Below are 23,354 nucleotides of genomic sequence, written 5' to 3' on the forward strand. Positions count from 1 at the left end.
CGGCGAGCAGCTCGTGACCATCGCTGCCGTGTTGTTGGGCGCGATGACGACGCATCTCACCAACTATGTGATGGAGCGGAGCCGGCATCAGCGCGAGCTGCTGACCCGGTGGGACGACCGGAAGTTGGATGCCTACGGGGGATACGTCGACCGGGTGCGGGCTGGGATCTTTCTGGCTGTGCAGTTGTACGAGCATGTGGAAGGGATCCGGCGGAGCGAGCGGCCCGAGGTCGAGATGCGGGGGGAGCTTGCGGAGGCCGAGAGGCAGCGGGGGCGGTCGTTTGAGCAGATCATGCTGCTCGGTGGCGACGAGGTGGTGGAGGCGGCTCACGAGCTGCATGCCGCGGTTCGCGCGATCGACTGGCAGGCCACCGGGAGAACTGAGGGCACTTTGGACGAGTGGCGGGAGCGGAACCGGGTCGTCTTCCGAGAGATCAACGAGTTCCATGAGGCGGCTCGCGTGGATCTCGGAGTTCAGGGCAAGGTCACTGGGGAAAACCATCCCGAGCGGGATCTCCTGCTGCCGGCCGCCCGGCGGGATGGTGAAGGAGCGGCGGACTGAAGAGAGGGTTGGCAGGCTGAGGCTCGCATCGCGCCTGCCTGGCTCCCCGCTGCCTCCACGCCCCGGTCACGCCCCCTGGCTGTACCGGGTGGGATTTGCTTCTCTGCCCTCCAACGCAAAGTTGTCTTGACCAACGAATTCTTCGACCTTGCCAAGGAATTATCAGCCGAACCAGCTAGATGATCGCCCACTCAGAGATTTCGGAGTCGAATACCCAACTCGACTGGCATCAACAGCATCAGGTATTGGGGGAAACAGGATGGACTGGCAGTGCGCGAAATGCGGAATCCCTCTCACGCTCGTCGACGAGGAGTCGATATCCGACGCCACCCGCCGCCACTCAAGCGAAGCTGTCCACGCATGGACCGGCGCTCGGCGGGCACTTCCCAACGGCACTGAGCAACGGTGGCTCACCCCTTCCGAGCGCGCCGACCGGTCCGAGCGCGCCCGGATCGCCCTCCTCAGACCCGGTTACAGATCCAAATTGCCTGACCTCGACACCTCGGAGCAGAGTCGGATGAAACGGGGCCTTCCCGCCGATCAAGGCCGAGGGGAGACTGTGAAGAAAGTCAATGGAGGAGCTGTATGGGGCTTTGCGGCTCTTGTCGTCGGTTTCGCCATGGTCATCGGCGTGGCCATCGACTCTGACGAGGAGCCCGGCTCTAGCCCCTCTGGACTGCCCACTGCCGTGTACTCAGAGTCTGATGTCAGCTCTGCTGAGTCGTACGCCCCTTCGTCTCCCGAGTCCGAAGAAAGTCCGCCGACACCGGCTATACCGTTCGACTCTCCCGCCACCGCGTACGCCCCTGAGCCCGGCAAGGGCTTAAAGACCACGAGAGGCTGGCATCGTGACGCGCGCGACAACGACGGCTACTACGACGGAAACTACGGTAACGACGGCGAGTGGCACCGTAAGCACGGTAATGCTGACGAGTATTACGACGGTAACTATGACAACGACGACGATTACCATCGTAAATACGGCAGGAACTGACTGCGCACCTCCCCCCCTGCAAGGGGAGGTGACACGACGGCACCGGTTAAACCGGGGTGCCGCACCGCTCAACGGCGGACCTCCCGCGCCGCATCTTGCGCACCGGGTGGAAACTTCATCGCAGCCTCCTCGACGTCCTAGGGGTGCTGGAGGAGTGGTGAGCGGGCCTCCTGCTGCCGGCCGCTCGGCGTGAGGGGGAGGGAGCGGCGGGCTGAGGCCCGTACCGCTGTACCGCACCTCCTGTCCCCTTGGTGTCCCCCACGGGGGCCCCGAGTCGCCCGTGATGTGGTGTTCGTAGTGGTCAGCGGCTTACGGGAATCGGGCGCTGGATCCTCTTGAAAACCGTCGTGGCAGCGATGTCACCGTGGGTTCAAATCCCACACCCACCGCAGCAGGTCAGAAGGGGTGTCTCCGGGGTGGAGGCGCCCCTTTGGCGTTTCTTGTGCCGCAGGTCTCTGCCTGCCTGAGAGGGCGCGGTCGGCAGGGCGGCGGCTGTGTCAGGGTTGTCGGGTGGGGAGTGGGGGGTGTTCTGTGGGGTGGAGGAGGAGAGCCGGTGCGGATCGGTGACGTGGCCGCGGGAGCGGGAGTCAGTACTCGGGTGCTTCGCTACTACGAGCAGCAGCGGTTGCTCGTCTCGACGCGGACGCCGGCCGGGCACCGGCAGTACGACGAGAGTGCCGTGGAGCGGGTGCGGCTCATTCAGCTGTTCTATGGCGCGGGGCTCTCCAGCAAGGCCATCCGTGAGGTGCTGCCCTCGGTGGACGCGGGCGAGGTGGCTCCGGGGGTGGTGGAGTTGCTGACGGCCGAGCGTCGGCGGGTGGAGCAGCGGATCTCCGATCTGCATGGGGTGCGCGACCGCCTGGACGAAGTGATCGACGCCGCGGTCAACCCCCACCACGACTGCGCCGCCACGTCAGCGCCCTGACGCGGATGCCCGCACTCGCGGGCATGACTTGCACTTGACACCGGTGTCAAGTCCTAGCGTCTGGAGTCATCGGCAGGGTGCTGACGCCGCGAGGCGTCGGCGCCCGTGGGACGTGGTCCAGGAGATGACAATGAGTGAAGCGTTCGGGTTCCGTGAGTTCGGCGGTCCGCAGGTCCAGGTGTTCTTCGACCGGCCGGATCCGGTTCCGAATCCGGCGGAAGTGCTGGTGCGGGTCACCGTCGCCAGCGTCAACCCCCTTGATTTCAAGCTGCGTTCCGGCATCGCCCCGCAGTTCTACGGCGAACAGCCGTTCCCGCACGTGCTGGGGGCGGAGGCCACCGGTGTCGTGCTGGCGGTGGGAGCTGAGGTCGAGGGAATCGCCGTGGGCGACACCGTGTTCGGCTGCACGCTCACCGGGGCCGGCACCTTCGCGCGGACCACGGTCCTGGACGGGGCCAACACCGCGCGCAAGCCCGAGGGGCTCCGCGACGACTGGGCGGCCACCATCCCCGTGGCGGTCACGTCCGCCCTCAACGCGGTGGACCAGCTCGGCCTGCCCGGCGGGGCGACCGTCCTGGTCAACGGGGTCGGAGGAGGCGTCGGGCTGGTGACCGCGCAGGTCGCCCGCGACCGCGGCCTGAACGTCATCGGTACGGGCGGCACCGCCAAGCGGACGCTCGCCGAGGCGGTCGGCGTGACGTTCGTCGACTACACCGACGGCGATGCCGTCCGGCAGGTGCGCGACCTCGCGCCTGACGGTGTCGACGGTGTGGTGGACCTCGTCGGCGGCGCGTCCCTGCGCGCCGTGGCGCCGCTGGCGCGCGAGGTCGGGAAGGTGGTGTCCGTCACCGACCCGACGGTGTCCGAACTCGGTGGCGAGATGGTGCGCCGCCGGGTGGACCGGTCCGACCTGGAGCGCGCCGCCGCGCTCATGGTCCAGGGGCGTCTCGACCCGTATGTCGTCAAGACCTACCCCTTCTCCCAGGCAGCCGAAGCCCTGGCCCTCGTGGAGCACGGCCACGCCCTCGGCAAGGTCGTCATCGACATGGCGTGACCTGAGAGGGGGAGGGGGTGGGGGAGGGGGGTTTCGCTCGGGCCCGCGTCCGGATGATGGACGGGGATTCTGTTGCACCTGTCTTGTATCTAAGCTGTGCACATGCCATCCGCGCCCGCCCCCGCCCCCGTCGTGCCCGTGAAACCGCCACCCGCCGCCGAGCGGGTCTACAGCCACATCAAGGAAGCGGTGCTCGACCGCCGCTACGAGGGCGGCACCCTGCTCACCGAGGGGGAGTTGGCGGACGCGGTCGGGGTGTCCCGTACTCCTGTGCGCGAGGCGCTGCTCAAGCTGGAGGTCGAGGGGCTGATCAAGCTCTACCCGAAGAAGGGCGCCCTCGTGCTGGCCGTCTCCGCGCAGGAGATCGCGGATGTCGTCGAGACGCGGCTGCTGGTGGAGGAGTTCGCCGTACGGAAGGCCGTGCCCGCGTCCGCCGCGCTGATCGCCCGGCTGGAGGAGCGGCTGGAGGAGCAGCGCCGGCGGGCCGAGGACGGGGATCTCGCGGCGGTGGCCGTGAGCGACCGGAGCTTCCACGCCGAGATCGTGCGCAACGCCGGTAACCAGATCCTGCTGAAGCTGTACGACCAGCTCAGGGACCGGCAGTTGCGGATGGGGGTCGCCGTGCTGGAGGCGCACCCGGACCGTATCGCCAAGAACGTCACCGAGCACGCCGAGATGCTCGAAGCCATCAGGGCGGGCGACGCCGACCGCGCCGCCGCCTGCGTGCGGAGCCATGTCGGCCGGGTCAAGGTGCTGGTCAGGGGGGAAGCCCGGTGAGCAGTGCCGTCTCCGTCACCCTGCCCGGCGATCCGCCCGGTGGCCGCCGCGCCGCCTGGGTCTGGGGCATCGGCGTCGCCGTCTACTTCGTCGCCGTCATCTTCCGTACGAGCCTGGGGGTGGCCGGTCTCGACGCCGCCGACCGGTTCCAGGTAAACGCCTCGGCCCTGTCGACCTTCTCCATCCTCCAACTGCTCGTGTACGCGGGCATGCAGATACCCGTCGGCCTCATGGTCGACCGGCTCGGCACCAAGAAGGTGCTCACGCTGGGCGTGGTCCTCTTCACCGTCGGACAGCTGGGCTTCGCCTTCTCCCCCTCGTACGGCACGGCCCTCGCCTCCCGCGCGCTGCTCGGCTGCGGCGACGCGATGACGTTCATCAGCGTGCTGCGGCTCGGCACCCGCTGGTTCCCGGCCCGCCGCGGGCCGATGATCGCTCAGATCGCCGCCCTCTTCGGCATGGCCGGCAACCTCGTCTCCACCATCTTCATCTCCCGCACCCTGCACGGCCTCGGCTGGACGACCACCTTCGCCGGCAGCGCGCTCGCCGGGGTGGCCGTGCTCGTCCTGATGCTCCTCTTCCTCAAGGACCACCCGGAGGGCCACGAGCCGCCGCCCGCCGAACACGCGGGCGCCGCCTACGTACGGAGGCAGATCAGCGCGTCCTGGCGCGAGCCCGGCACCCGGCTCGGGATGTGGGTGCACTTCACCACCCAGTTCCCCGCGATGTTCTTCCTGCTGCTGTGGGGGATGCCGTTCCTCGTGGAGGCGCAGGGCCTGTCGCGCGCCGTCGCGGGTGAGCTGCTCACCCTGATCGTGCTCTCCAACATGGTCGTCGGCCTGGTGTACGGGCAGGTCATCGCCCGGCACCACGCGGCCAGGACCCCGCTCGCGCTGGGGACCGTCGCTGCGACCGCGCTGCTCTGGGCGGCCACGCTGCTGAACTCCGGCGCGCACGCCCCGATGTGGCTGCTGATCGCGCTCTGCGCGGTCCTCGGGGCGTGCGGTCCCGCGTCGATGATCGGTTTCGACTTCGCCCGGCCGGCGAACCCGCCGGAGCGTCAGGGAACGGCCTCCGGAATCGTCAACATGGGCGGTTTCGTCGCCTCGATGACGACGCTGCTCGCGGTCGGCGTGATCCTGGACGCGACCGGCGACAACTACCGGATCGCCTTCTCGTCCGTCTTCGTCCTCGAAGCGATCGGGGTCGTACAGATCCTGCGGCTGCGCGACCGCACGGCCCGCCGGGAGCGGGAGCGGCTGGTGGCGAGCCGGGTGGAGGCCGTGCACGTACCCGTGTGAGGCCGTGCACGTACCCGTGTGAGGCCGGGTGCGTGCGTGCGGCCGGGGGGGGCCTCGGTTCCCGGGGCGCGGTGCGTGATGCGTGATGCGCAGGTTCAGCACGCCCGCGCGCAGCGCCTACGCGCCTACGGCGTCACCGCGAACTCGCGCAGGATCGCCGCCGCCAGCTCCTCGTCACCGTCGATCTTGATCTGGTCGGCGACCGCCGCCGGCCGGACCCGCCCGCACGCCAGCCGGAAGTACGTGTCCCAGTCCGTCGCCAGCGTCACCACGGGACCGAGCGACGGTGAACCGTCGATCGAGCCGCGCCCGTCCGCGTTCACCCTGACCGTACGGAGGAACTCCAGAGGGCCCGTCACATCGATCACGACCGCCGAATTCGGCGGCGCCCCCGCGTCCTTGGCCACCACCTTCGGCAGCGCGGCCAGCAGCACGTCCCGGGCGACCAGGGCGCCGGGGGAGTCGATGTTGCCGGGCTTGCTGAGCGTCGTCCGCAGATCCTGCTCGTGCACCCAGAGGTCGAACGCCCGCGCCCGCATGGCGGATTCCAGGGTCTGCTGGGTGCGCAGCGGCGCCGGGACCATGGTCTCGGGCGAGCGGGTCTCGTTCCTCATCTGCCGGTTGCGGCGGATGATCGTGTACTCCAGCTCCGAGACGATCTCCGGCGCGGTGTGGTGGCGCCGGACGTCGACCTGCATCTCCATGTAGCGGGTGAACTCGCTCTGCACATGGTAGAGATCGCGTGGCAGCGAGTGAATGGGCCGTGGATCCCCGAGCATCTCGCACTCCATGCCGATGACATGCGAGACGATGTCCCGTACGGACCAGCCGGGGCACGGCGTGCGCCGGTTCCACTCGCCTTCGACGAGTGGCTGCACCAGCTCGACTATGGCCTCGATGGAATGGGTCCAGGCATCGGCGTAGTTCTGAAGGCTGGGATGGACGGTCACGGGACCCCTCGGCGGTTCTGCGGTACGCGGGCTGGCTTGCTAGGCGGGCGGGCTACGGCTGTACGGCTGCGGGCTGCGTAGGAGGCTCGGCAGCTAAGTTACGCTGCCCGATGGCACCCCGGCAGTGCTTTCGTGTGACGATCGTAGGCCCGTGTTGACGGCTCGAATGCCAGGACGGTGGTACTGTGCGCGCTTCCCTGCTCCAGATCGCAGTAGACCCGGGCGAATCGGCCGATTCCCGCAGGCGCCGTGTTGCCACGCTGGTACGGGAGCAGCGTGGCGTCGATCTCGTCGTCCTGCCGGAGCTGTGGCCCGTCGGGGCGTTCGCGTACGAATCCTTCGCCGAGGAGGCGGAACCGGCCGACGGTCCGACGTTCGCGGCGGTGTCGCGGGCGGCCCGCGACGCGGCGGTCTGGCTGCACGCCGGTTCGGTGGTCGAGCGGGCGGGGGACGGCCGGCTGTACAACACCTCGCTCGTCATCTCCCCCGCCGGTGAGCTGGTCCGTACGTACCGCAAGATCCACCGCTTCGGCTTCGACAAGGGCGAGGCGACGCTGATGGACGCGGGCGACACGCTCGTCACCGTGGACGTGCCCGCGAGCGGCTCCCGGCCGCGGACCACGCTCGGCCTCGCCACCTGCTACGACCTGCGCTTCCCCGAACTGTTCCGCGGCCTGGTCGACGCGGGCGCGCAACTGCTCGTCGTCCCCGCCGGCTGGCCCGCCCGCCGGCGCTCGCACTGGACGCTGCTGGCGCGGGCCCGCGCCGTGGAGAACCAGGCGTACGTCCTGGCCTGCGCCACCGCCGGTACGCACGCGGGCGTGGAGCAGTCGGGCCACAGCGTGGTCGTGGACCCCTGGGGCGAGGTACTCGCCGAGGCGGGGACGGGCGAGGAGGTGCTGACGGTCGAATTCGACCCCGGTACGGTCGCCACGACCCGCGAGCGGTTCCCGGTGCTGCGGGACCGGAGGCTGGGACTGGCCCCTCCGTCCGGCGCCTGACGACGGGCCGTCACGATGTGACGCCCCGCCACAGCGGCGCGCGTCGTCAGTCGTCCTCGCGTTCCTTCTCCGCCATCCGGATCACGCACACCGCCACCGCGATCAGCAGCGCGTGGTCCGCGTCCTCCCGTACGACATCCACCCCGTACGTCTCCCGCACCCGCAGCCAGCGGCGCGAGATGTGCGCCAGCAGCTCGCCGTCGTACTCGACCGCGAACTCCCGGTCGAGGATCTTCCCGCTCACATCCAGCTCGCTGCCGTCGGCGAGGCTCACGCGGTAGTGGTTGCGCAGCAGCGAGAGGCGCTTCTTGCGGATGGTCGCGAGCGTCTCGTCGTCCCGCTCGATGGTCATCGTGTCCCGCAGGCTGATCAGCTTCTTGCGGAGCGTGATCAGCACCCGACCCGAGGGGTCCTTCAGCTCCAGGGTGTCCCGCAGGCGCAGCGCCTTGCCGTCGACGAGGAAGGCCTGCCGGCCCTGCTCGTCCTCGATCCAGTAGTCGTCGCCGATCGCGAAGATCTTGTCGCGCACGAGATATTTCATGCCGAACGCCTACCCCGGAGAAGCGGTCCGACGACCGTACGGGGGCGGGTGCACGCGTACGGGTGGTGCGGTCTCTCCCGGAGAGGCCCCCGGAGAGGCCCCGGGGAGCCCCCGGAGAGGCACCTCCCGCAGGTGCGCCGGCGGCGGAGTGGCACCCTTGATTCATGAACGATGCGACTCCCGCCCCCGCCCGTCGCGCCCGCGTGCGCGCCCCCGAACTGATCGGCAAGGGCGGCTGGCTCAATACGGGTGACACCGCCTATACCCTCGCGGACCTGCGGGGACGCATCGTGATTCTCGATTTCTGGACGTTCTGCTGCATCAACTGTCTGCACGTGCTGGACGAGCTGCGCGAGCTGGAGGAGAAGCACCGGGACACGGTGGTGATCATCGGCGTCCACTCGCCGAAGTTCGTGCACGAGGCCGAGCACCGGGCGGTCGTGGACGCCGTGGAGCGCTACCAGGTGCACCACCCCGTGCTGGACGATCCCGAGCTGGCGACCTGGAAGCAGTACGCCGTACGGGCCTGGCCCACGCTCGTCGTGATCGACCCCGAGGGGTACGTCGTCGCCCAGCACGCGGGCGAGGGGCACGCGCACGCCATCGAGAGGCTCGTGACGGAGCTGGAGGCGGAGCACGCGGGCAAGGGGACCCTGCGGCGCGGGGACGGGCCGTACGTGGAGCCGGAGGCCGTGGCGAGCGATCTGCGCTTCCCGGGGAAGGTGCTGGTGCTGCCGGACGGGAACTTCCTCGTCTCGGACTCCACCCGCCATCAGCTGGTCGAGCTGGCGCCGGACGGCGAGCGGGTCGTACGGCGGATCGGCGGCGGTGAGCGCGGCTTCGGCGCCGACGCGTTCAGCGAGCCGCAGGGGCTCGCCCTGCTGCCCGACGGCAAGGTGATCGTCGCGGACACCGTGAACCACGCGCTGCGGACGTACGACCCGGTCAGCGGCGCGATCGAGACCGTCGCAGGGACCGGCAGGCAGTGGTGGCAGGGGTCGCCGGTCTCGGGGCCCGCGCCGGAGGTGGACCTCTCCTCGCCGTGGGACGTCGCCTGGTGGGCGGACCGGGTGTGGATCGCCATGGCCGGGGTCCACCAGCTGTGGACGTACGACCCGGCCGCCGGAACCGTGGAGGTCGCGGCCGGTACGACCAACGAGGGGCTGGTCGACGGGGCCGCCGCCGAGGCGTGGTTCGCCCAGCCGTCCGGGCTCGCGCCGAGCGCGGACGGGGACCGGCTGTGGGTGGCCGACTCGGAGAACAGCGCGCTGCGTTACGTGGAGCGCGAGGGCGACGGGTTCGTCGTGCGCACCGCCGTCGGCACCGGCCTCTTCGACTTCGGCCACCGGGACGGCGCGGCGGAGCAGGCCCTGTTCCAGCACCCGCTGGGCGTCACCGCGCTGCCGGACGGCTCGGTCGCCGTCTCCGACACGTACAACCACGCGCTGCGCCGCTTCGACCCGGCGACCGGCGAGGTGACCACGCTCGCGACCGATCTGCGGGAGCCGAGCGACGCCGTGCTCGTCGGCGAGGACATCGTGGTGGTCGAGTCCGCGCGCCACCGGCTGACCCGGCTGCGGCTGCCGGACGAGGCGGTGCGCGTCGAGTCCGTCGCCCACCGCACCCGGCGGGCCGCGACCGAGGTGGCCCCCGGCGCGCTCCGGCTGGACATCGTCTTCTCCGCGCCGACCGGCCAGAAGCTCGACACCCGCTACGGCCCGTCGACCCGGCTGCTCGTCTCCGCCACCCCGCCCGAGCTGCTGGCGGACGGCGCGGGGGCCGGTACGGATCTGAGCCGGGAACTGGTGCTGGCGGGCCCGGACAGCGGTGTCACGGAGGGCGTGCTGCACGTCTCCGCGATGGCGGCCTCCTGCGACGACGACCCGCTGAACGAGTACCCGGCCTGCCATGTGCACCAACAGGACTGGGGCGTCCCCGTACACGTGACGGAGGCGGGGACGTCCCGGCTGGGGCTCGTCCTGGCCGGTCTCGACGCGGGTCCCGACGCCGGTCCCGACGCCGAAGGGGCCTGAGGCAGGGGCCCGAGGCAGGGGCCCGAGGATCGGAAGCCCGCGGATCAGAAGCCCGTACGGTCGTCCCGCTCCACCACCGTCGGGGCGACCGGGGAGATGATCCGCCGGCGGCGGGCGATGCTGACGAAGGTGGCGATGCCGATGATGCCGACCGCCATCATGATCACGCCGACCAGATCGAGGTTGACGCTGTCGACCTCCCAGTCGGTCGCGAACGTGAGGATCGCGCCCACCGCGATGAGGAGTATGCAGCCGCCTATGCCCATGGATCCCGCCTCCTGAAGAAGAGTGGTGGCCGTACCGGGCCGTTGCATCGGGTACCCCGGTGCGCAACACCCATGCGGGCGACGGGATTTCGGCGGTCGGCGGCGCCCGGCGGGCGGTCAGCTCTCCAGGAACGCCGCCAGCGCGTTCGCCAGCAGATACGGGTCGTCCGCCCCGCACAGCTCGCGCGCGCTGTGCATCGACAGGATCGCCACCCCGATGTCGACGGTCTGAATGCCGTGCCGCGCCGCCGTGATCGGGCCGATCGTCGTGCCGCACGGCATCGAGTTGTTGGAGACGAACGTCTGCCACGGCACGCCCGCCCGCTCGCACGCCGCCGCGAACACGGCCCGGCCGCTGCCGTCCGTCGCGTACCGCATGTTGACGTTGACCTTGAGGATCGGGCCGCCGTTGGCGCGCGGGTGGTGCGTGGGGTCGTGGCGGTCGACGTAGTTCGGGTGCACGGCGTGGCCGGTGTCCGACGAGAGACAGATCGTTCCCGCGAAGGCCCGCGCGCGGTCCTCGAACGTACCGCCGCGCGAGAGCACCGAGCGCTCCAGCACCGTACCGAGCAGCGGTCCGTCCGCGCCGGTGTCCGACTGCGAGCCGTTCTCCTCGTGGTCGAAGGCGGCGAGCACCGGGATGTACGGGAGGGAGCCGCCCTCGGCGGCCGTGACGACGGCGGCCAGCGCCGCCGTACCCGCGTGCACCGACAGCAGGTTGTCCATCCGGGGCCCGGCCACCAGCTCGCGGTCGCGGCCGAGGTACGCGGGCGGCTCGATGGCGTGCGCCATCAGGTCCCAGCCGGTGACCTCCGCCGCGTCGACGCCCGACTCCTCCGCCACGAAGCGGATCAGATCGCCCTCCTCGGGCTCCCCGAGCCCCCAGATCGGCTGCATGTGGCGCTGCCGGTCCAGCTTGAGCCCGTCCGTGTTCACCGAGCGGTCGAGGTGCACGGCGAGCTGGGGGACGCGCAGCAGCGGGCGGTCGATGTCGACCAGCCGGTGCGAGCCGTCGCGCAGGGAGATCCGGCCCGCGAGGCCCAGATCGCGGTCGAGCCAGGTGTTGAGGAGCGTCCCGCCGTAGATCTCGACGGCGATCTGGCGCCAGCCGTACGAACCGGTGTCCGGACGCGGTTTCACTCGCAGATTGGGTGAGTCCGTGTGCGCGCCGATGATCCGGAAGGGGGTGTGCGGTGCGGCGCCCTCCGGCACGAACCAGGCGATGAGCGCCCCGCCGCGCAGCACGAACCGTCCGCCCGTGGACCCGTCCCAGGCGTCCGTCTCCCGCACCTGACGGAAGCCCGCCTTCTCCAGGCGCTCGGCGGCGTTGGCCACGGCGTGGTACGGCGACGGACTGGCCGCGAGGAAGGACATGAGGTCGTCGGTGTGGCCGCGGTCGAAGCGGGCGGAAGTGCTCATGGGGTTCACCCTAACGACGGGTTCCGGCACCGGGCCGCGCACCGGTTGTAACGGCAGGTGCCAAGGGCGGACAAGCTCCGCACATGGGTGGATCAGGCCCGGCCCGAGGGCGGAGGAGCGGGACAGACAGCGGGACAGACTGCGGCACCGGCGCCGGAGGCGGAGAGACGGGGAGGCGGAGAGACGGACACGCCGGGCAGCGAAACGGGCACGGGCGCGGGCACCGGCACCGGCACGCGCACCGACGGAGAGGCGGACACAGATGTGGGCACTTCTCGTGAGAAGTGCCCACACCCGGCGCCCGGGATCGTGCCGTATCCCTGCTGGGCCGTAGCCCTGCTAGAAGGCCGCCTCGTCCAGCTCCATCAGCGAGTTGTCGACCGACTCGGCGAGCAGCCGCTCCGTCGCGACCCCCGGCAGCACGTTCGCCGCGAAGAACTTCGCCGCCGCGATCTTGCCCTGGTAGAACGCCACGTCCTTCGCCGCGGCCGTCTCCAGCTTCTCCGCGGCCACGGCGGCCCCGCGCAGCAGCAGATAGCCGACGATCACGTCGCCGGAGGCCATCAGCAGCCGCGTCGTGTTGAGCCCGACCTTGTAGATGTTCTTGACGTCCTCACCGGTGGCGGTCAGGTCGGTCAGCATCCGGGCGACGATCGCCTCCAGGTCGCCGGCCGCCCTGGCGAGCGCCTCCCGGGCGGGAGCCAGCTCCGAGCCGCCGGTGCCGACCGCGAGGAACGTCTTGATCTCCTCGGAGACCGTGTTCAGCGCCTGGCCCTGGTCGCGGACGACCTTGCGGAAGAAGAAGTCCTGGCCCTGGATCGCCGTGGTGCCCTCGTAGAGGGTGTCGATCTTGGCGTCCCGGATGTACTGCTCGACCGGGTACTCCTGGAGGTAGCCGGAGCCGCCGAACGTCTGGAGCGACTGGGCGAGCTGCTCGTACGACCGCTCGGAGCCGTAGCCCTTGACGATCGGCAGCAGCAGGTCGTTCAGCCCGTGCAGCGCCTTGGCGTTCTCGCCCTCGGCCTCCTTGACGGCGATCTCGTCCTGGACCGACGCGGTGTACATGACGAGCGCGCGCATGCCCTCCGCGTACGCCTTCTGCGTCATCAGCGAGCGGCGCACATCGGGGTGGTGCGTGATGGTGACCTTGGGCGCGGCCTTGTCCGTGAACTGCGCCAGGTCGGGGCCCTGGACGCGCTCCTTGGCGTACTCCAGCGCGTTCAGATAGCCGGTGGAGAGGGTGGCGATGGCCTTCGTGCCGACCATCATCCGGGCGAACTCGATGATCCGGAACATCTGGCGGATGCCCTCGTGCTTGTCACCGATCAGCCAGCCCTTGGCGGGGTGGCGGTCGCCGAAGGTCATCTCGCACGTGTTGGACGCCTTGAGGCCCATCTTGTGCTCGACGTTCGTGGCGTAGACGCCGTTGCGCGCGCCCAGTTCGCCGGTCTCCCAGTCGAACTCGTACTTCGGTACGAGGAAGAGCGACAGGCCCTTCGTGCCGGGACCGGCGCCCTCGGGGCGGGCGAGGACGTAGTGAAGGATGTTCTCCGACATGTCGTGCTCACCGGAGGTGATGAAGCGCTTCACGCCCTCGATGTGCCAGGTGCCGTCCGCCTGCTCGACCGCCTTCGTGCGGCCCGCGCCGACGTCCGAGCCCGCGTCGGGCTCGGTGAGGACCATCGTGGAGCCCCACTGTTTCTCGACGGCGATCGCGGCGGCCTTCTTCTGCGCCTCGTTGCCCTCCTCGAAGAGGATGCCGGCGAAGGCCGGGCCCGACGCGTACATCCATACGGCGGGGTTCGCGCCGAGGAGCAGCTCCGCGTAGGCCCAGATCAGGGAGCGGGGCGACGGGGTGCCGCCGATCTCCTCCGGCAGGCCGAGCCGCCAGTACTCGGAGTCCATGTAGGACTGGTAGCTCTTCTTGAAGGCCGCGGGCACGGGAGCGGTGTTGGTCTCCGGGTCGAAGACCGGAGGGTTGCGGTCCGCCTCCACGAACGACTCGGCGAGGTCGTTCTCCGCGAGGCGGACGACCTCGCCGAGGATGCTCTTGGCGGTCTCCACGTCCATGTCCGCGAAGGGACCCGTTCCGTACAGCTTGTCGCGCCCGAGGACCTCGAAGAGGTTGAACTCGATGTCGCGGAGATTCGACTTGTAGTGCCCCATGGCGACGACTCCGTATGGTCCGTGGTCCGTAAGGATCGGGAAGGCGGTTTCCTCATACCTACCGGCGAGTACCAGCGGGTAGCTACGATGATGCTACCCATGGGTAATAAGATGCAACCCCGGACCCCGTTCATGTGACGAGGTGAACGACGGGACGGGCGCGGCCCGCGGGGTCGGCATTCCTCAGTACTCTTGCGCTCATGTACGGCTACGACCAGAGTCCTGGCGCCCAGCAGCAGTACGCCCAGCAGCCGCATCAGTCACACCAGGCGCACCAGTCCCATCAGGTGCCGGGACAGATGGGCGGCGCCGCCGCGGGTGGCTACGCCGAGCAGCCGCTGTATCCGGAACCGTCCCCTCCGTCGCTGGGTGATGCCGTACGCGCGTTCACCACGGGGTCGCTCCAGGCCGAGGACTTCCAGCAGATCTTCGCGACGTCGAAGGTCTACTGCCCGCGCGGTGACAACCCGGGCTTCCTGGCGCTGCACAACACCCAGCAGCCGGTGATCCCCATGTTCTCCACGCTCAAGGAGCTGCGGCGGTACGCGGGCAAGGAGTCGAAGTACTTCGTGATCACGGGCGCGGAGGTGATCGATCTGCTGCCCACGGGGTACGGCTTCGTGCTCGACATGGAGGGGGACCATCGGATGGTGTTCGACGCGAAGGCGGTCGAGCAGATGGTGGACTTCGCGATGCGCCGTATGTACGGCTGACGGCCGACCTGCGCACGGCTGACGACTGACCCTGCCTGCTGACCTGCCTGTTTCCACGTTTTACGCGCGTGCGCCCCCGGGGCCCGTACCTGTCGTATCGGTACGGGCCCCGGTCGTGTGTGGTGCCTGCTCGCCCGGCCGGAATACGCGACACCTTGCGGGATGTTCACCATTCAACTAAATTGATGGTTGAAACTTCCGAGGAGGCTCTCCATGCCCGCAGTGACTGTCGAAAACCCGCTGACCCTGCCCCGGGTGGCGGCTCCGGCCGACGCCGTGGCCCGCCCCGTACTCACCGTCACGACCGCGCCCAGCGGGTTCGAGGGCGAGGGCTTCCCGGTACGCCGCGCGTTCGCGGGGATACGGTACGAACACCTCGACCCGTTCATCATGATGGACCAGATGGGTGAGGTGGACTACGCGCCGGGCGAGCCGAAGGGCACCCCCTGGCACCCGCACCGCGGCTTCGAGACCGTCACGTACCTGATCGACGGCAGCTTCATCCACCAGGACAGCAACGGTGGCGGCGGGACCATCCAGAACGGTGACACGCAGTGGATGACGGCGGGCTCCGGCCTGCTGCACATCGAGGCGCCGCCGGAGGCCCTGGTCATGTCCGGCGGGCTGTTCCACGGCCTCCAGCTGTGGGTGAACCTCCCGGCGTCCGACAAGATGATGGACCCCCGCTACCAGGACATCCGCGGCGGCCAGGTGCAGCTGCTGACCTCCCCCGACGGCGGCGCGCTGCTGCGCGTGATCGCGGGCGAGCTCGACGGCCACGAGGGCCCCGGCATCACGCACACCCCCATCACGATGATCCACGCCACCCTGCGTCCGGGCGCCGAGGTCACGCTGCCGTGGCGCGAGGACTTCAACGGCCTCGCCTACGTCCTGGCCGGCCGCGGCACGGCGGGCACCGACCGCCGCCCGGTACACACCGGCCAGACGGCCGTGTTCGGCGCGGGAGGCACGCTGACCGTACGGGCCGACGAGAACCAGGACTCGAACACGCCCGACCTGGAGGTCGTCCTGCTCGGCGGCCGCCCGATACGCGAGCCGATGGCGCACTACGGGCCGTTCGTGATGAACAGTCACGCCGAACTCAAGCAGGCGTTCGACGACTTCCAGGCGGGCCGCCTCGGCACGGTCCCGGCCACGTCCTAGCCCCCGGGCCGTGCTCGTCAGGGGCCTGCTTGTCAGGGGGCCCTGCTCGTCAGGGGTACTGCTTGACGACCACGCTGGAGACGACCTTGTCGTGCAGGCACTGGCGATTGGGCTGGTCCCAGCAGCACCACAGGACGTTGAGCGTGCTGAGGAACGGTACGACGGCCATGGGGAACGTCACCACAGCGGCGGGCGGCCGTGCTCGGGGGAGGAGTGCAGGCGCCTTCGACGCCACTTCCTGCGGATATAACTTGCGGGATATAGCTCACGTGACGCATAATTGCCTTCTGTGACATGGGAAATCATCCTGTGCGAGGAAGTCCACGACTGGTACCTGGACCTCGCCCGTAAGGACCCCGTATCGGCGCACCTCGCGGGAGAGGCGATCGATCTGCTTTCGGAAGTGGGGCCCATGCTCGGGCGTCCACTGGTTGACCGGGTCAGTCGGTCCAGACATCACCACATGAAGGAGTTACGCCCGGGGTCCACCGGAAATTCGGAGATCCGCATACTGTTCGCGTTCGATCCACGCCGGCAGGCCCTGATCATGGTCGCCGGTGACAAGAGTGGCTCCTGGAACGCCTGGTACGACCGCAATATCCCCGTCGCGGACGATCGCTTTGACCGGCACCTTGATGAGCTGGACCGCTGACAATATCGGTGAACGACGCGTGAGCGGCTTGGAGAGGACTGATCATGCACAACTGGAAGGACACCAGGGCTGAAGCGGCCGCCATCCATGAGGAGAACGGCACCCGGATCAGCGACGAGCGCAGAAGAGAGATCCGAGCGGAGATGGAGGGCCGGATCCGTGCCTACCGGCTCGCCGAGATCCGTGAGGAACAGTCGCTGACGCAGACCGAGGTGGCGACGGCCATGGGGACCACCCAGTCGAACGTCTCGCGTTTCGAGCGGGGCGAGCTGGGGCGGTCGGAGCTGGCGACCATCGCCGCGTACGTCGAAGCCCTCGGCGGCACGCTACGGCTGGTCGCCGACTTCGGTGACCGGCAACTGCGCGTCGGCTGATCCCGGACACCGCCGGCCCCGTCGCGTCACCCGGGCGGCGCCCTTCGGCGGGACAGCGGCGGGCGGCCGTGCTCGGGTGGAGGAGTGCAGACGCCGTCGACGCCCTCCCTCCTGCCCGAGAGTGCCCGGCGCCTCGGCGCGTGGTGCGGGGTGCTGCTGCTGGTCTCCGGGGTCGGCGCGGTGGCGATCTGGCTGTGTGTCACCTTCAAGACGGCCGTCACGCCCGTCCTGCTGGCCGTCCTCGGCACCGCGCTGCTGCGGCCGCTGCACCGGCGGCTCGTCGGGATCGCCCGGCTGAACAAGTCGCTGGCCGCCGGGCTGACCTGCGTCGCCGTCGTGGCCGTGGTCGGCGGCGCCGGGTACATCGTCGTCAACGCCCTCATCGACAGCGGCGACCAGATCGTCTCCTCGCTGCGGCAGGCGGCGCAGGACCTGTCGAAGCACTTCGGCGCGGCCGGCGCCTCGCTCGACGATCTCGCGAAGAACGCCAAGAACCTGATCGGGAAGTTCGGCGCCACCGCCGCCTCCGGGGTGCTCACCGGCATCAGCGTCGTCGGCGAACTGATCGCCACCGCCGTGCTCGCGCTGCTGCTGATGTTCTTCTTCCTCCGCGACTCCGAACGCGTGGCGGGCTCGCTCAGATCCCTCGCGCCCGCCTCGACCGGCGAGACCGTCGTGGCGATGGCGCGGCGCGCCTTCGGGGCCGTCGAGGGGTTCATGCGCGGGACGACGGTCATCGCGCTGATCGACGCGATCTGCATCACCGTGGGCCTGCTGATCCTGCGGGTGCCCGGCGCCGTGGGACTGGGCGCGCTGGTCTTCGTCGGCGCGTACATCCCGTACCTCGGCGCCTTCATCTCCGGCGCCGTGGCCGTGCTGGTCGCCCTCGCCGACCGGGGCTGGGTCATCGGCCTCTGGGCCCTCGGGGTGGTGCTCGCCGTGCAGGTGCTGGAGGGGCATGTGCTCCAGCCCATGATCCAGAGCCGTACGGTCCAGATGCACCCGGCCGTGGTGATGCTGGCGATCACGGCGGGCGCGAGCGTCGCCGGGATCCTGGGCATGCTGCTCGCCGTACCCCTGACGGCGGCGGCCTTCGGCGTGCTCTCCGAGCTGCGGGAGCGGTACGGCAGGACCGAGGGGCCGGGGAAGCTGGGGACGAGAGAGCGGGGTACGGGCGGGGAGGACCGCCCGTAGGCAGGCTCCGGAGCGCTGGGGCGCTGGGCCTTCGACGGGCGGCAATCGGCGGGCGGCTCATTCGTCCGGCTGTTTTTCCGGCGGGCGCCTGAAGATACGTTCAAACAGCACGCCGTCGTCCAGCACGCGCAGCTCCGTCGCGATCATCTCCTGCCGCAGCTCTCCCAGTTGGGCGATCGTCGCTTCGTACTGTCGCCGCAACGCGACTCGCTCCCGGATGTTCTGGAGTAGCCGCAGGGCGTCATCGTGGTTTGCCCTCCGCGCCTTGTCATCCCGGACGACGCGCCGCCGACGCGGGCTCATGAACCACTCTCGTACCCGAGTCACAGTCCACCCCGGCTGCTGCGCCTGTTGCGGTCGGTGAGCTTGGCCCGCATGGGTTTTTCGGGGTCGTAGTCCGGGCAGACCGGCTTGCCGCACTCGCACGGGGGCCAGGTGAGGGCGGAGCTGGGGGCAAGGTCCGCGCCTTCGCTTCCGGGTCCCTTGCCGACCACGAAAACGCCGTTCCCGCCGAACGCGTCGGAGAGGCGGGACAGCAACTCCCGTGCCTCGCTCCTGTCTTCACTGTCCATCGGTCAACCTCGCCTTGAGTGCTGCCTCAACCCGCAGGAGAAGGGGACGGTCGGGGGTCGCGAACTGATCCTGATCCGGCCACCAGTCGGGGGTCAGCCGGTGGAAGCCCCCGGCGCCGACCAGCGTGTGCAGTTCGTGGGTGTCGCTGAGGGGGAGGGGTTTCCGCCGCTTGGCAGGAACGCTGTTTCCGGGCACCATCACTCCTATCCGTAGTGGAGCCACTACCCAGGGCGACCAGAGTGGCCTACGGTTGAGCGGCCTTCAACGTTCCAGAGATGGAGAGCACGTTGGTAAACCTCAAGGAGTTGAACCCCGAGGCAGGCCCGCGAGCGGCCTTCGGCGCGCGCCTGCGCGGCTCTCGCGAAGCGCATAACTGGAAACAGGACGATCTCGCCGAGCTGATCGGCTACTCGGGCAGGCACATTTCAGCAATCGAAACCGGCCGTAAGCCGCCGACCCTCCGCTTTTCGCGCAGCGTTGATACCGCCCTCGGGCTGACGGGGACCGCTGAGTCGTTCGAACGGACATGGGGCGAGATCCGCAACGGCAGTCTGCTGGAGGGCTTTCCGGAGTACCTGGGGCAGGAGGCGCGCGCGGCGGAGATCCGCCTGTTCGAAGTAGCGGCGATTCCCGGACTGCTCCAGACCCCGGAGTACGCGAGAGCCATGGAAGAGGGCAATGTGAAGCGGGGCACGCTCATCCCCGAACAGGCCGCTGAGCGGGTTGAGTCCCTGGTGGAACGGCAAGCTGCGCTGGTGCGGCGCATTCCGCCCATGGTGATCGTGGTCCTGGACGAGAGCTGCATCCGGCGCCGGATCGGAGGGGACGGGGTCATGGAGCGCCAGTTGGCGCATCTGATCGAGTTCGCCGAGCAGCCGGACACGGTGCTCCAGTTGGCTCCCTTCGCCATAGGCGAGCGCTGTCCGTTCAACCGGCTGGTGAATCTGCTGACCCTGCCCGACCGTTCCGTCATGTCCTACGTCGAGTCCCAGACCAACGGGCATCTCGACAGGGAGATCACTTCCGTACTGCCGCTGGTGAGGGCCTACCATCAACTACAGGCCGAAGCGCTCTCCCAGGCGGCATCAGTGGCCGTGATCAACGAGGTACGAAAGGGCACCCCGAGATGACCGACGTTCCCTCCTCCCTCTGGCTCAAGTCCTCCTACAGCGGCAACGGCGGCTCCTGCGTCGAGTGGGCCCCCACGCGCGCGACCGCCACCGGCATAGTCCCCGTCCGGGACTCGAAGGTCCCGCGCGGCCCGATGCTGACCGTCCGCACCCGCGCGTTCGCGTCCTTCGTGACGGGTATCAAGTCCGGAGAGTTCGGCACCGTCTGACCGAAGGGCACTCCATGGCGACCGAGTCCCGCCTCTGGTTCAAGTCCTCCTACAGCAACAACGGCGGCACCTGCGTCGAGTGGGCCCCCACGCACGCGACCGCCACCGGCATAGTCCCGGTCCGCGACTCGAAGGACCCGCAGGGGCCCGTACTGCTTGCCCCGGCGGGGGCGTTCGCGTCCTTCGTCGGTGCTGTCCGGCAGGGGCGGTTCGACGCTTCCTGACCTCCGCCTCACTGCCTCACGGCCCCGTCACCCTTCCCTGGAGTGGCGGGGCTCCGTTGCGTGTCGGGCGGACGCTTAGCGGAGGCGGGTGACGCTGAACCGCAGGAGTGCGTGTGTGCGGTGCGAGTGCGTTCGGGACGGTGTCCAGTCGTCGGTCGAGGGCCGGCGCGAAGGGCCTCGAATCAGACGGTTCGGTCCAGGAATTCACGGACTTCGGGCAGGTGCTGGTGGGCTCGGAGCTTGGTCCGCAGATCGGTGAGGACACTCGTGCCTCGCCCGGAGGTGACGCCGCCCATGGCGCGTACAGCCTGGTCGGCCGTGTGCACTGCTACATCCACGTCGCGGAGCGAGAGGTGGACATCGGCTTCGCGGCTCAGGCGCAGCGCGCGCGAGCGGGGGTAGGCGTCGCCGTCGTACGTCTCGTCCCGGGGCGCGGCGACGGCCGCGTAGTGGGTCAGTGCCCGGCGGGGGTCGTGGAGATCGGAAGCGTTGTTCGCGGCCCAGCTGTGCAACTCGGCTCGGCTGACCCAGTAGACGCAGGCCGGTTCGTCGTCCGGGCGGCCGGCGTTGTCGTAGGCGGTGAATGCGGCGGCCTCGGCGCGACGGCTGGCACGCAGGTCTCCGGACTTCGCATGGGCACGGGCAGTGCGCGCGTGGATCATGGCGATCATCCGGGGGGAGCCGGTGCGTCGCGCGTTCCTGAGAGCTTCATCGGCGTAGTCCAGGGCGCCGGATGTGTCGTGGTCGCTGTAGCGGGCCATGGCCCAGAAGGCGAACAGGTTTGCAGTCACGACCGGGTCCTGGGCGCTCGCGGCGGCCCGCGCGGCCGCCATGTAGTGGCGCTCCGCCACGGCGGTGTCCCCGGAGTCGAACGCGCACCACCCGCAGATCCGCGATGCCTCGGCGGCGGTCGCGAACAGCTGGCGGGCGACGGCTTCGCTGTAGGAGCGGGTACGCAGCACCGTGGTGATCGAGCTGAGTTCGGCGCGGGCCAGTGCGTACGTCTCGGCGGACCCGATCTCGTCGTCGAGCTGGCGCAGTGCCGTGAGGCGGGCGTCGATCAGTGCCGCGCTGCGGTCGGTGACGCGCGGCCGACCGGAGGTGAGCACAGCTGTCGCAGGTGACGCCGCTGCCCAGTTGGCGAGGGTGGTGGCGGCCAGGGCGCCGCCGGTGAAGAGTGCTGCTCGTCGGTCCATGGTGTCCGGCCTTCCTAGATGGTCCAGTGCCGTGAGCGCACCGGCCGGAGTCCACGGTGCGGTCAGCAGTACCTGGTCGGCGTCCAGCGCCACGCGCAGCCAGTGCGGCCAGCCCAGCGCACGGACCTGGTCGGTCGGCACGCCGAGCATGGCGGCCATGGCCGTCTCCGTGTAGCGGTCGGGGCGTACCCCCCGCTTCCACCGGCTGACTTTCTCCGGCCTGGTGGCCATCACTCCGAAGCCGAGGGACTCGTGCCATGCCGCCACGCGCCGGAGAAAGGCGGCGCGGTCGAGGCAGCCGAGAAGGTCCAATACGCGCTGAATCAGGTCCTCTTCCGCGGAATCGGCCATATCTGTGTCCCGCCCCTCCGCATGTGTGCCCCGATCCAGTAGGGGTCAGTGTCCTGCCCATCGGGGCCGGTAGGTCAAGAGGCCGGAGCAGGGAGGCACGGGGAGGCACGGCGAGGCATCGCGAGGCAGTCGCACCGTGCTTCTGCGGCCGGTGACGGCGCGCCAGGATCTCTCTTCACCAGCCCGTTGGGCACACCCAGGAAGGGATGTCTCCGTGGATCGGTACTTGCCCCGGCGCGACCGGTTGCTGACCTCGTCCAGGCCCTTGCCGGATTTCGATGTGGTGAGAGCGAGTGGGCCCTGGCTCCACTGCACTGACGGCCGCCGGATCTTCGACGGATCGAGCGGACTCATCTGCGTGAACGTGGGCCAGGGCAGCCGTAAGGTGCTCTCCCGCATCGAGCGGCAGTTCTTCCGCTCCTCGTTCGGTGGCGCCGCCGTGGTACGACCCCACGTCCAAGTGGAGCTGATGGACCGTCTGTGCCGCGCTGTGGGGCGTCCGCGGGACTCCGTCGCGCTGGTGACGTGCGGGACCCTTGGCGTGGAGGTCGCCGTCGGGCTGGCCCGGAACATCGCGCGCGTCCGGGGCGGGAAGCAGCGCGGGGACATCCTGACGTCCAGCCTGAGTTATCACGGCAACAGCGCGCTCACCCTCGCGCTCGCCGGTAATCACGCCCGGCGGCCGAGGCCGGAAGACGCGCTCGGTCTCGGTCCGGCCTTTCCTGCGCCCTACCCCCCGGCCCACGACCACGCGGAGCGCGCGTGTGATGCCTCGTGTGCCGACGAAGTGGCGACGGCGATCGACAGCAGGGGCCCGGAGAACGTCGCCGCTGTCCTGCTGGAGCCCATCAACGGCACCACCGGCGGCGCCTACGTGCCGCCCGACGGATATCTCCGACGCGTGTCGGAGATCTGCCGGGAACGAGGGGTCCTCGTCATCCACGACGAGGTCCTGACCGGACTGTGGCGCACCGGCACCCCCCTGGCCAGCAACCACTGGGACGGCGCCGAGCCGGACCTGTGCATCCTCTCCAAGGGGCTGGGCGCGGGCTACACCAGCGTGGGCGCGGTACTGGTGTCCCCCGAGGTCGCGCCGCTGCTCCGCCACGACGACGCGGACCCCCTGCCCGCGATGGGCACCATGGCCGCCCATCCCCTTCAGGCGGCGGCCTGCCTCGGTGTCCTGGACGAGCTGGAATCCATGGATCCGGGCGCCGTACGGGCCCGGGGCGAACGGCTCGGGTCGCTCCTGCGGCCGCTGACCGGCCTGACCGCCGTACGGGACGTCCGGGGCATCGGCCACCTGTACGGCGTGGAGCTCGCGCCCGGTCTGCTCTGGCCCCTGATGAAAGAGGCCGAGAAACGAGGGGTGTTCTTCTACCCGTTCACCGGAGCCGGTGAGCCGAGAAGCGAGGGTCTGGTCGTCGCCCCTCCACTGAATTCGACGGACGAGGACATCAGCTATCTCACTGCGGTCCTCCGCGACACGGTGAGCGCCCTGCACCGAGACGGCTGAGCCGCTCCGCCGGCTGTCGGACACGCATCATCTGTGCTTCCTGGACCGCCGTGCTTGCAACGCGCACCG

The 23,354-nt window shown here is 69.6% G+C and carries 25 protein-coding genes; 16 read left to right on the forward strand and 9 right to left on the reverse strand.

Annotated elements, in window-relative coordinates; genetic code table 11:
- The first annotated feature begins 13 nt into the window (after positions 1-13).
- Positions 14-562, forward strand: coding sequence for a hypothetical protein (locus tag OG627_RS18165; protein ID WP_329066376.1), 549 nt, complete (start codon positions 14-16; stop codon positions 560-562).
- Between the two features lie 823 nt (positions 563-1,385).
- On the opposite strand, the gene OG627_RS35535 is transcribed toward OG627_RS18165, so the two are convergent.
- The gene (locus tag OG627_RS35535; protein WP_443073498.1) at positions 1,386-1,535 is read right to left on the reverse strand and encodes a hypothetical protein; all 150 of its coding nucleotides are present in this window, start codon (positions 1,533-1,535) and stop codon (positions 1,386-1,388) included.
- Positions 1,536-2,109: 574 nt separating this feature from the next.
- Between OG627_RS35535 and OG627_RS18175 the strand changes: the two genes are divergently transcribed.
- The 4 genes from OG627_RS18175 (at position 2,110) to OG627_RS18190 (ending at position 5,613) form a co-directional block, all read left to right on the forward strand.
- The gene (locus OG627_RS18175) at positions 2,110-2,481 is read left to right on the forward strand and encodes a MerR family transcriptional regulator (RefSeq protein WP_329066380.1); all 372 of its coding nucleotides are present in this window, start codon (positions 2,110-2,112) and stop codon (positions 2,479-2,481) included.
- Between the two features lie 130 nt (positions 2,482-2,611).
- Positions 2,612-3,535 carry an NADP-dependent oxidoreductase gene (locus tag OG627_RS18180; RefSeq protein WP_329066382.1) on the forward strand — a complete coding sequence of 308 codons (924 nt, stop codon included), beginning with the start codon at positions 2,612-2,614 and terminating at the stop codon, positions 3,533-3,535.
- Between the two features lie 102 nt (positions 3,536-3,637).
- Positions 3,638-4,312: a GntR family transcriptional regulator gene (locus tag OG627_RS18185; RefSeq protein WP_329066384.1), complete on the forward strand. Its 675-nt coding sequence runs from the start codon at positions 3,638-3,640 to the stop codon at positions 4,310-4,312.
- Positions 4,309-5,613: an MFS transporter gene (locus OG627_RS18190; RefSeq protein ID WP_329066386.1), complete on the forward strand. Its 1,305-nt coding sequence runs from the start codon at positions 4,309-4,311 to the stop codon at positions 5,611-5,613. Before OG627_RS18185 ends, OG627_RS18190 begins: the two co-directional genes overlap by 4 nt.
- Before the next feature lie 125 nt (positions 5,614-5,738).
- Here the strand turns inward: OG627_RS18190 and OG627_RS18195 are convergent, their stop codons facing one another.
- Positions 5,739-6,563: a maleylpyruvate isomerase family mycothiol-dependent enzyme gene (locus OG627_RS18195; RefSeq protein ID WP_329066388.1), complete on the reverse strand. Its 825-nt coding sequence runs from the start codon at positions 6,561-6,563 to the stop codon at positions 5,739-5,741.
- A gap of 185 nt (positions 6,564-6,748) precedes the next feature.
- Here OG627_RS18195 and OG627_RS18200 point away from each other — a divergent pair, with 185 nt between their 5' ends.
- Entirely contained in the window at positions 6,749-7,564 is an 816-nt protein-coding gene (locus OG627_RS18200; protein ID WP_329066391.1) for a carbon-nitrogen family hydrolase, read from the forward strand.
- Between the two features lie 46 nt (positions 7,565-7,610).
- On the opposite strand, the gene OG627_RS18205 is transcribed toward OG627_RS18200, so the two are convergent.
- A complete protein-coding gene (locus OG627_RS18205; protein ID WP_329066393.1) occupies positions 7,611-8,105 on the reverse strand; it encodes an LURP-one-related/scramblase family protein in 495 nt (164 codons plus the stop codon).
- A gap of 164 nt (positions 8,106-8,269) precedes the next feature.
- Here OG627_RS18205 and OG627_RS18210 point away from each other — a divergent pair, with 164 nt between their 5' ends.
- Positions 8,270-10,138: an NHL domain-containing thioredoxin family protein gene (locus OG627_RS18210; protein ID WP_329066395.1), complete on the forward strand. Its 1,869-nt coding sequence runs from the start codon at positions 8,270-8,272 to the stop codon at positions 10,136-10,138.
- Positions 10,139-10,182: 44 nt separating this feature from the next.
- On the opposite strand, the gene OG627_RS18215 is transcribed toward OG627_RS18210, so the two are convergent.
- From OG627_RS18215 to OG627_RS18225, 3 genes are all read right to left on the reverse strand, one after another.
- Positions 10,183-10,404, reverse strand: a complete 222-nt coding sequence (locus tag OG627_RS18215; protein ID WP_329072755.1) for a DUF6458 family protein — start codon at positions 10,402-10,404, stop codon at positions 10,183-10,185.
- Positions 10,405-10,521: 117 nt separating this feature from the next.
- On the reverse strand, positions 10,522-11,823 hold the full coding sequence (locus OG627_RS18220; protein WP_329066397.1) for a M18 family aminopeptidase: 1,302 nt from the start codon (positions 11,821-11,823) through the stop codon (positions 10,522-10,524).
- 339 nt (positions 11,824-12,162) lie between these two features.
- Positions 12,163-13,989, reverse strand: coding sequence for an acyl-CoA dehydrogenase (locus OG627_RS18225; protein WP_329066399.1), 1,827 nt, complete (start codon positions 13,987-13,989; stop codon positions 12,163-12,165).
- A gap of 200 nt (positions 13,990-14,189) precedes the next feature.
- Between OG627_RS18225 and OG627_RS18230 the strand changes: the two genes are divergently transcribed.
- From OG627_RS18230 to OG627_RS18250, 5 genes are all read left to right on the forward strand, one after another.
- The gene (locus tag OG627_RS18230) at positions 14,190-14,702 is read left to right on the forward strand and encodes an SseB family protein (protein ID WP_329066401.1); all 513 of its coding nucleotides are present in this window, start codon (positions 14,190-14,192) and stop codon (positions 14,700-14,702) included.
- A 213-nt stretch (positions 14,703-14,915) separates the two neighbouring features.
- On the forward strand, positions 14,916-15,866 hold the full coding sequence (locus tag OG627_RS18235; protein WP_329066403.1) for a pirin family protein: 951 nt from the start codon (positions 14,916-14,918) through the stop codon (positions 15,864-15,866).
- A gap of 289 nt (positions 15,867-16,155) precedes the next feature.
- Complete coding sequence (locus OG627_RS18240) at positions 16,156-16,518, forward strand: type II toxin-antitoxin system RelE/ParE family toxin (protein WP_329066405.1); 363 nt, start codon at positions 16,156-16,158, stop codon at positions 16,516-16,518.
- A 44-nt stretch (positions 16,519-16,562) separates the two neighbouring features.
- Complete coding sequence (locus tag OG627_RS18245; protein ID WP_329066407.1) at positions 16,563-16,892, forward strand: helix-turn-helix domain-containing protein; 330 nt, start codon at positions 16,563-16,565, stop codon at positions 16,890-16,892.
- An 84-nt stretch (positions 16,893-16,976) separates the two neighbouring features.
- Positions 16,977-18,086 carry an AI-2E family transporter gene (locus OG627_RS18250; RefSeq protein ID WP_329066410.1) on the forward strand — a complete coding sequence of 370 codons (1,110 nt, stop codon included), beginning with the start codon at positions 16,977-16,979 and terminating at the stop codon, positions 18,084-18,086.
- A gap of 57 nt (positions 18,087-18,143) precedes the next feature.
- Here OG627_RS18250 and OG627_RS18255 read toward each other — a convergent pair whose 3' ends face one another.
- Positions 18,144-18,389, reverse strand: coding sequence for a hypothetical protein (locus OG627_RS18255; protein WP_329066412.1), 246 nt, complete (start codon positions 18,387-18,389; stop codon positions 18,144-18,146).
- A 20-nt stretch (positions 18,390-18,409) separates the two neighbouring features.
- Complete coding sequence (locus tag OG627_RS18260; RefSeq protein ID WP_329066414.1) at positions 18,410-18,658, reverse strand: hypothetical protein; 249 nt, start codon at positions 18,656-18,658, stop codon at positions 18,410-18,412.
- 276 nt (positions 18,659-18,934) lie between these two features.
- On the opposite strand from OG627_RS18260, the gene OG627_RS18265 reads away from it, so the two are divergent.
- Genes OG627_RS18265 through OG627_RS18275 form a run of 3 tightly spaced genes read left to right on the forward strand, consistent with a single transcriptional unit; the run spans position 18,935 to position 20,222 of the window.
- A complete protein-coding gene (locus tag OG627_RS18265) occupies positions 18,935-19,789 on the forward strand; it encodes a helix-turn-helix domain-containing protein (protein ID WP_329066416.1) in 855 nt (284 codons plus the stop codon).
- Positions 19,786-19,998 (forward strand): DUF397 domain-containing protein, encoded by a 213-nt coding sequence (locus OG627_RS18270; RefSeq protein ID WP_329066418.1) that lies wholly within the window; start codon positions 19,786-19,788, stop codon positions 19,996-19,998. The genes OG627_RS18265 and OG627_RS18270 overlap by 4 nt, the downstream gene beginning before the upstream one ends.
- A 14-nt stretch (positions 19,999-20,012) precedes the next feature.
- Complete coding sequence (locus tag OG627_RS18275; RefSeq protein ID WP_329066420.1) at positions 20,013-20,222, forward strand: DUF397 domain-containing protein; 210 nt, start codon at positions 20,013-20,015, stop codon at positions 20,220-20,222.
- 182 nt (positions 20,223-20,404) lie between these two features.
- Here the strand turns inward: OG627_RS18275 and OG627_RS18280 are convergent, their stop codons facing one another.
- Positions 20,405-21,769, reverse strand: coding sequence for a transcriptional regulator (locus tag OG627_RS18280; protein ID WP_329066422.1), 1,365 nt, complete (start codon positions 21,767-21,769; stop codon positions 20,405-20,407).
- A 280-nt stretch (positions 21,770-22,049) separates the two neighbouring features.
- On the opposite strand from OG627_RS18280, the gene OG627_RS18285 reads away from it, so the two are divergent.
- The gene (locus tag OG627_RS18285) at positions 22,050-23,285 is read left to right on the forward strand and encodes an aminotransferase class III-fold pyridoxal phosphate-dependent enzyme (RefSeq protein WP_329066425.1); all 1,236 of its coding nucleotides are present in this window, start codon (positions 22,050-22,052) and stop codon (positions 23,283-23,285) included.
- The last annotated feature ends 69 nt before the right edge of the window (positions 23,286-23,354 follow it).

Origin of the sequence: Streptomyces sp. NBC_01429 (assembly GCF_036231945.1) — a bacterium.
Classification (GTDB): Bacteria; Actinomycetota; Actinomycetes; order Streptomycetales; family Streptomycetaceae; genus Streptomyces.

Coding starts and splice junctions, on each gene's coding strand:
- OG627_RS18265 (WP_329066416.1), top strand. CDS start 18,935: ATGGAGAGCACGTTGGTAAACCTCAAGGAGTTGAACCCCGAGGCAGGC.
- OG627_RS18210 (WP_329066395.1), top strand. CDS start 8,270: ATGAACGATGCGACTCCCGCCCCCGCCCGTCGCGCCCGCGTGCGCGCC.
- OG627_RS18275 (WP_329066420.1), top strand. CDS start 20,013: ATGGCGACCGAGTCCCGCCTCTGGTTCAAGTCCTCCTACAGCAACAAC.
- OG627_RS18220 (WP_329066397.1), bottom strand. CDS start 11,823: ATGAGCACTTCCGCCCGCTTCGACCGCGGCCACACCGACGACCTCATG.
- OG627_RS18185 (WP_329066384.1), top strand. CDS start 3,638: ATGCCATCCGCGCCCGCCCCCGCCCCCGTCGTGCCCGTGAAACCGCCA.
- OG627_RS18225 (WP_329066399.1), bottom strand. CDS start 13,989: ATGGGGCACTACAAGTCGAATCTCCGCGACATCGAGTTCAACCTCTTC.
- OG627_RS18180 (WP_329066382.1), top strand. CDS start 2,612: ATGAGTGAAGCGTTCGGGTTCCGTGAGTTCGGCGGTCCGCAGGTCCAG.
- OG627_RS18270 (WP_329066418.1), top strand. CDS start 19,786: ATGACCGACGTTCCCTCCTCCCTCTGGCTCAAGTCCTCCTACAGCGGC.
- OG627_RS18260 (WP_329066414.1), bottom strand. CDS start 18,658: ATGGACAGTGAAGACAGGAGCGAGGCACGGGAGTTGCTGTCCCGCCTC.
- OG627_RS18215 (WP_329072755.1), bottom strand. CDS start 10,404: ATGGGCATAGGCGGCTGCATACTCCTCATCGCGGTGGGCGCGATCCTC.
- OG627_RS35535 (WP_443073498.1), bottom strand. CDS start 1,535: ATGGTAATCGTCGTCGTTGTCATAGTTACCGTCGTAATACTCGTCAGC.
- OG627_RS18205 (WP_329066393.1), bottom strand. CDS start 8,105: ATGAAATATCTCGTGCGCGACAAGATCTTCGCGATCGGCGACGACTAC.
- OG627_RS18245 (WP_329066407.1), top strand. CDS start 16,563: ATGCACAACTGGAAGGACACCAGGGCTGAAGCGGCCGCCATCCATGAG.
- OG627_RS18230 (WP_329066401.1), top strand. CDS start 14,190: ATGTACGGCTACGACCAGAGTCCTGGCGCCCAGCAGCAGTACGCCCAG.
- OG627_RS18280 (WP_329066422.1), bottom strand. CDS start 21,769: ATGGCCGATTCCGCGGAAGAGGACCTGATTCAGCGCGTATTGGACCTT.
- OG627_RS18235 (WP_329066403.1), top strand. CDS start 14,916: ATGCCCGCAGTGACTGTCGAAAACCCGCTGACCCTGCCCCGGGTGGCG.
- OG627_RS18255 (WP_329066412.1), bottom strand. CDS start 18,389: ATGAGCCCGCGTCGGCGGCGCGTCGTCCGGGATGACAAGGCGCGGAGG.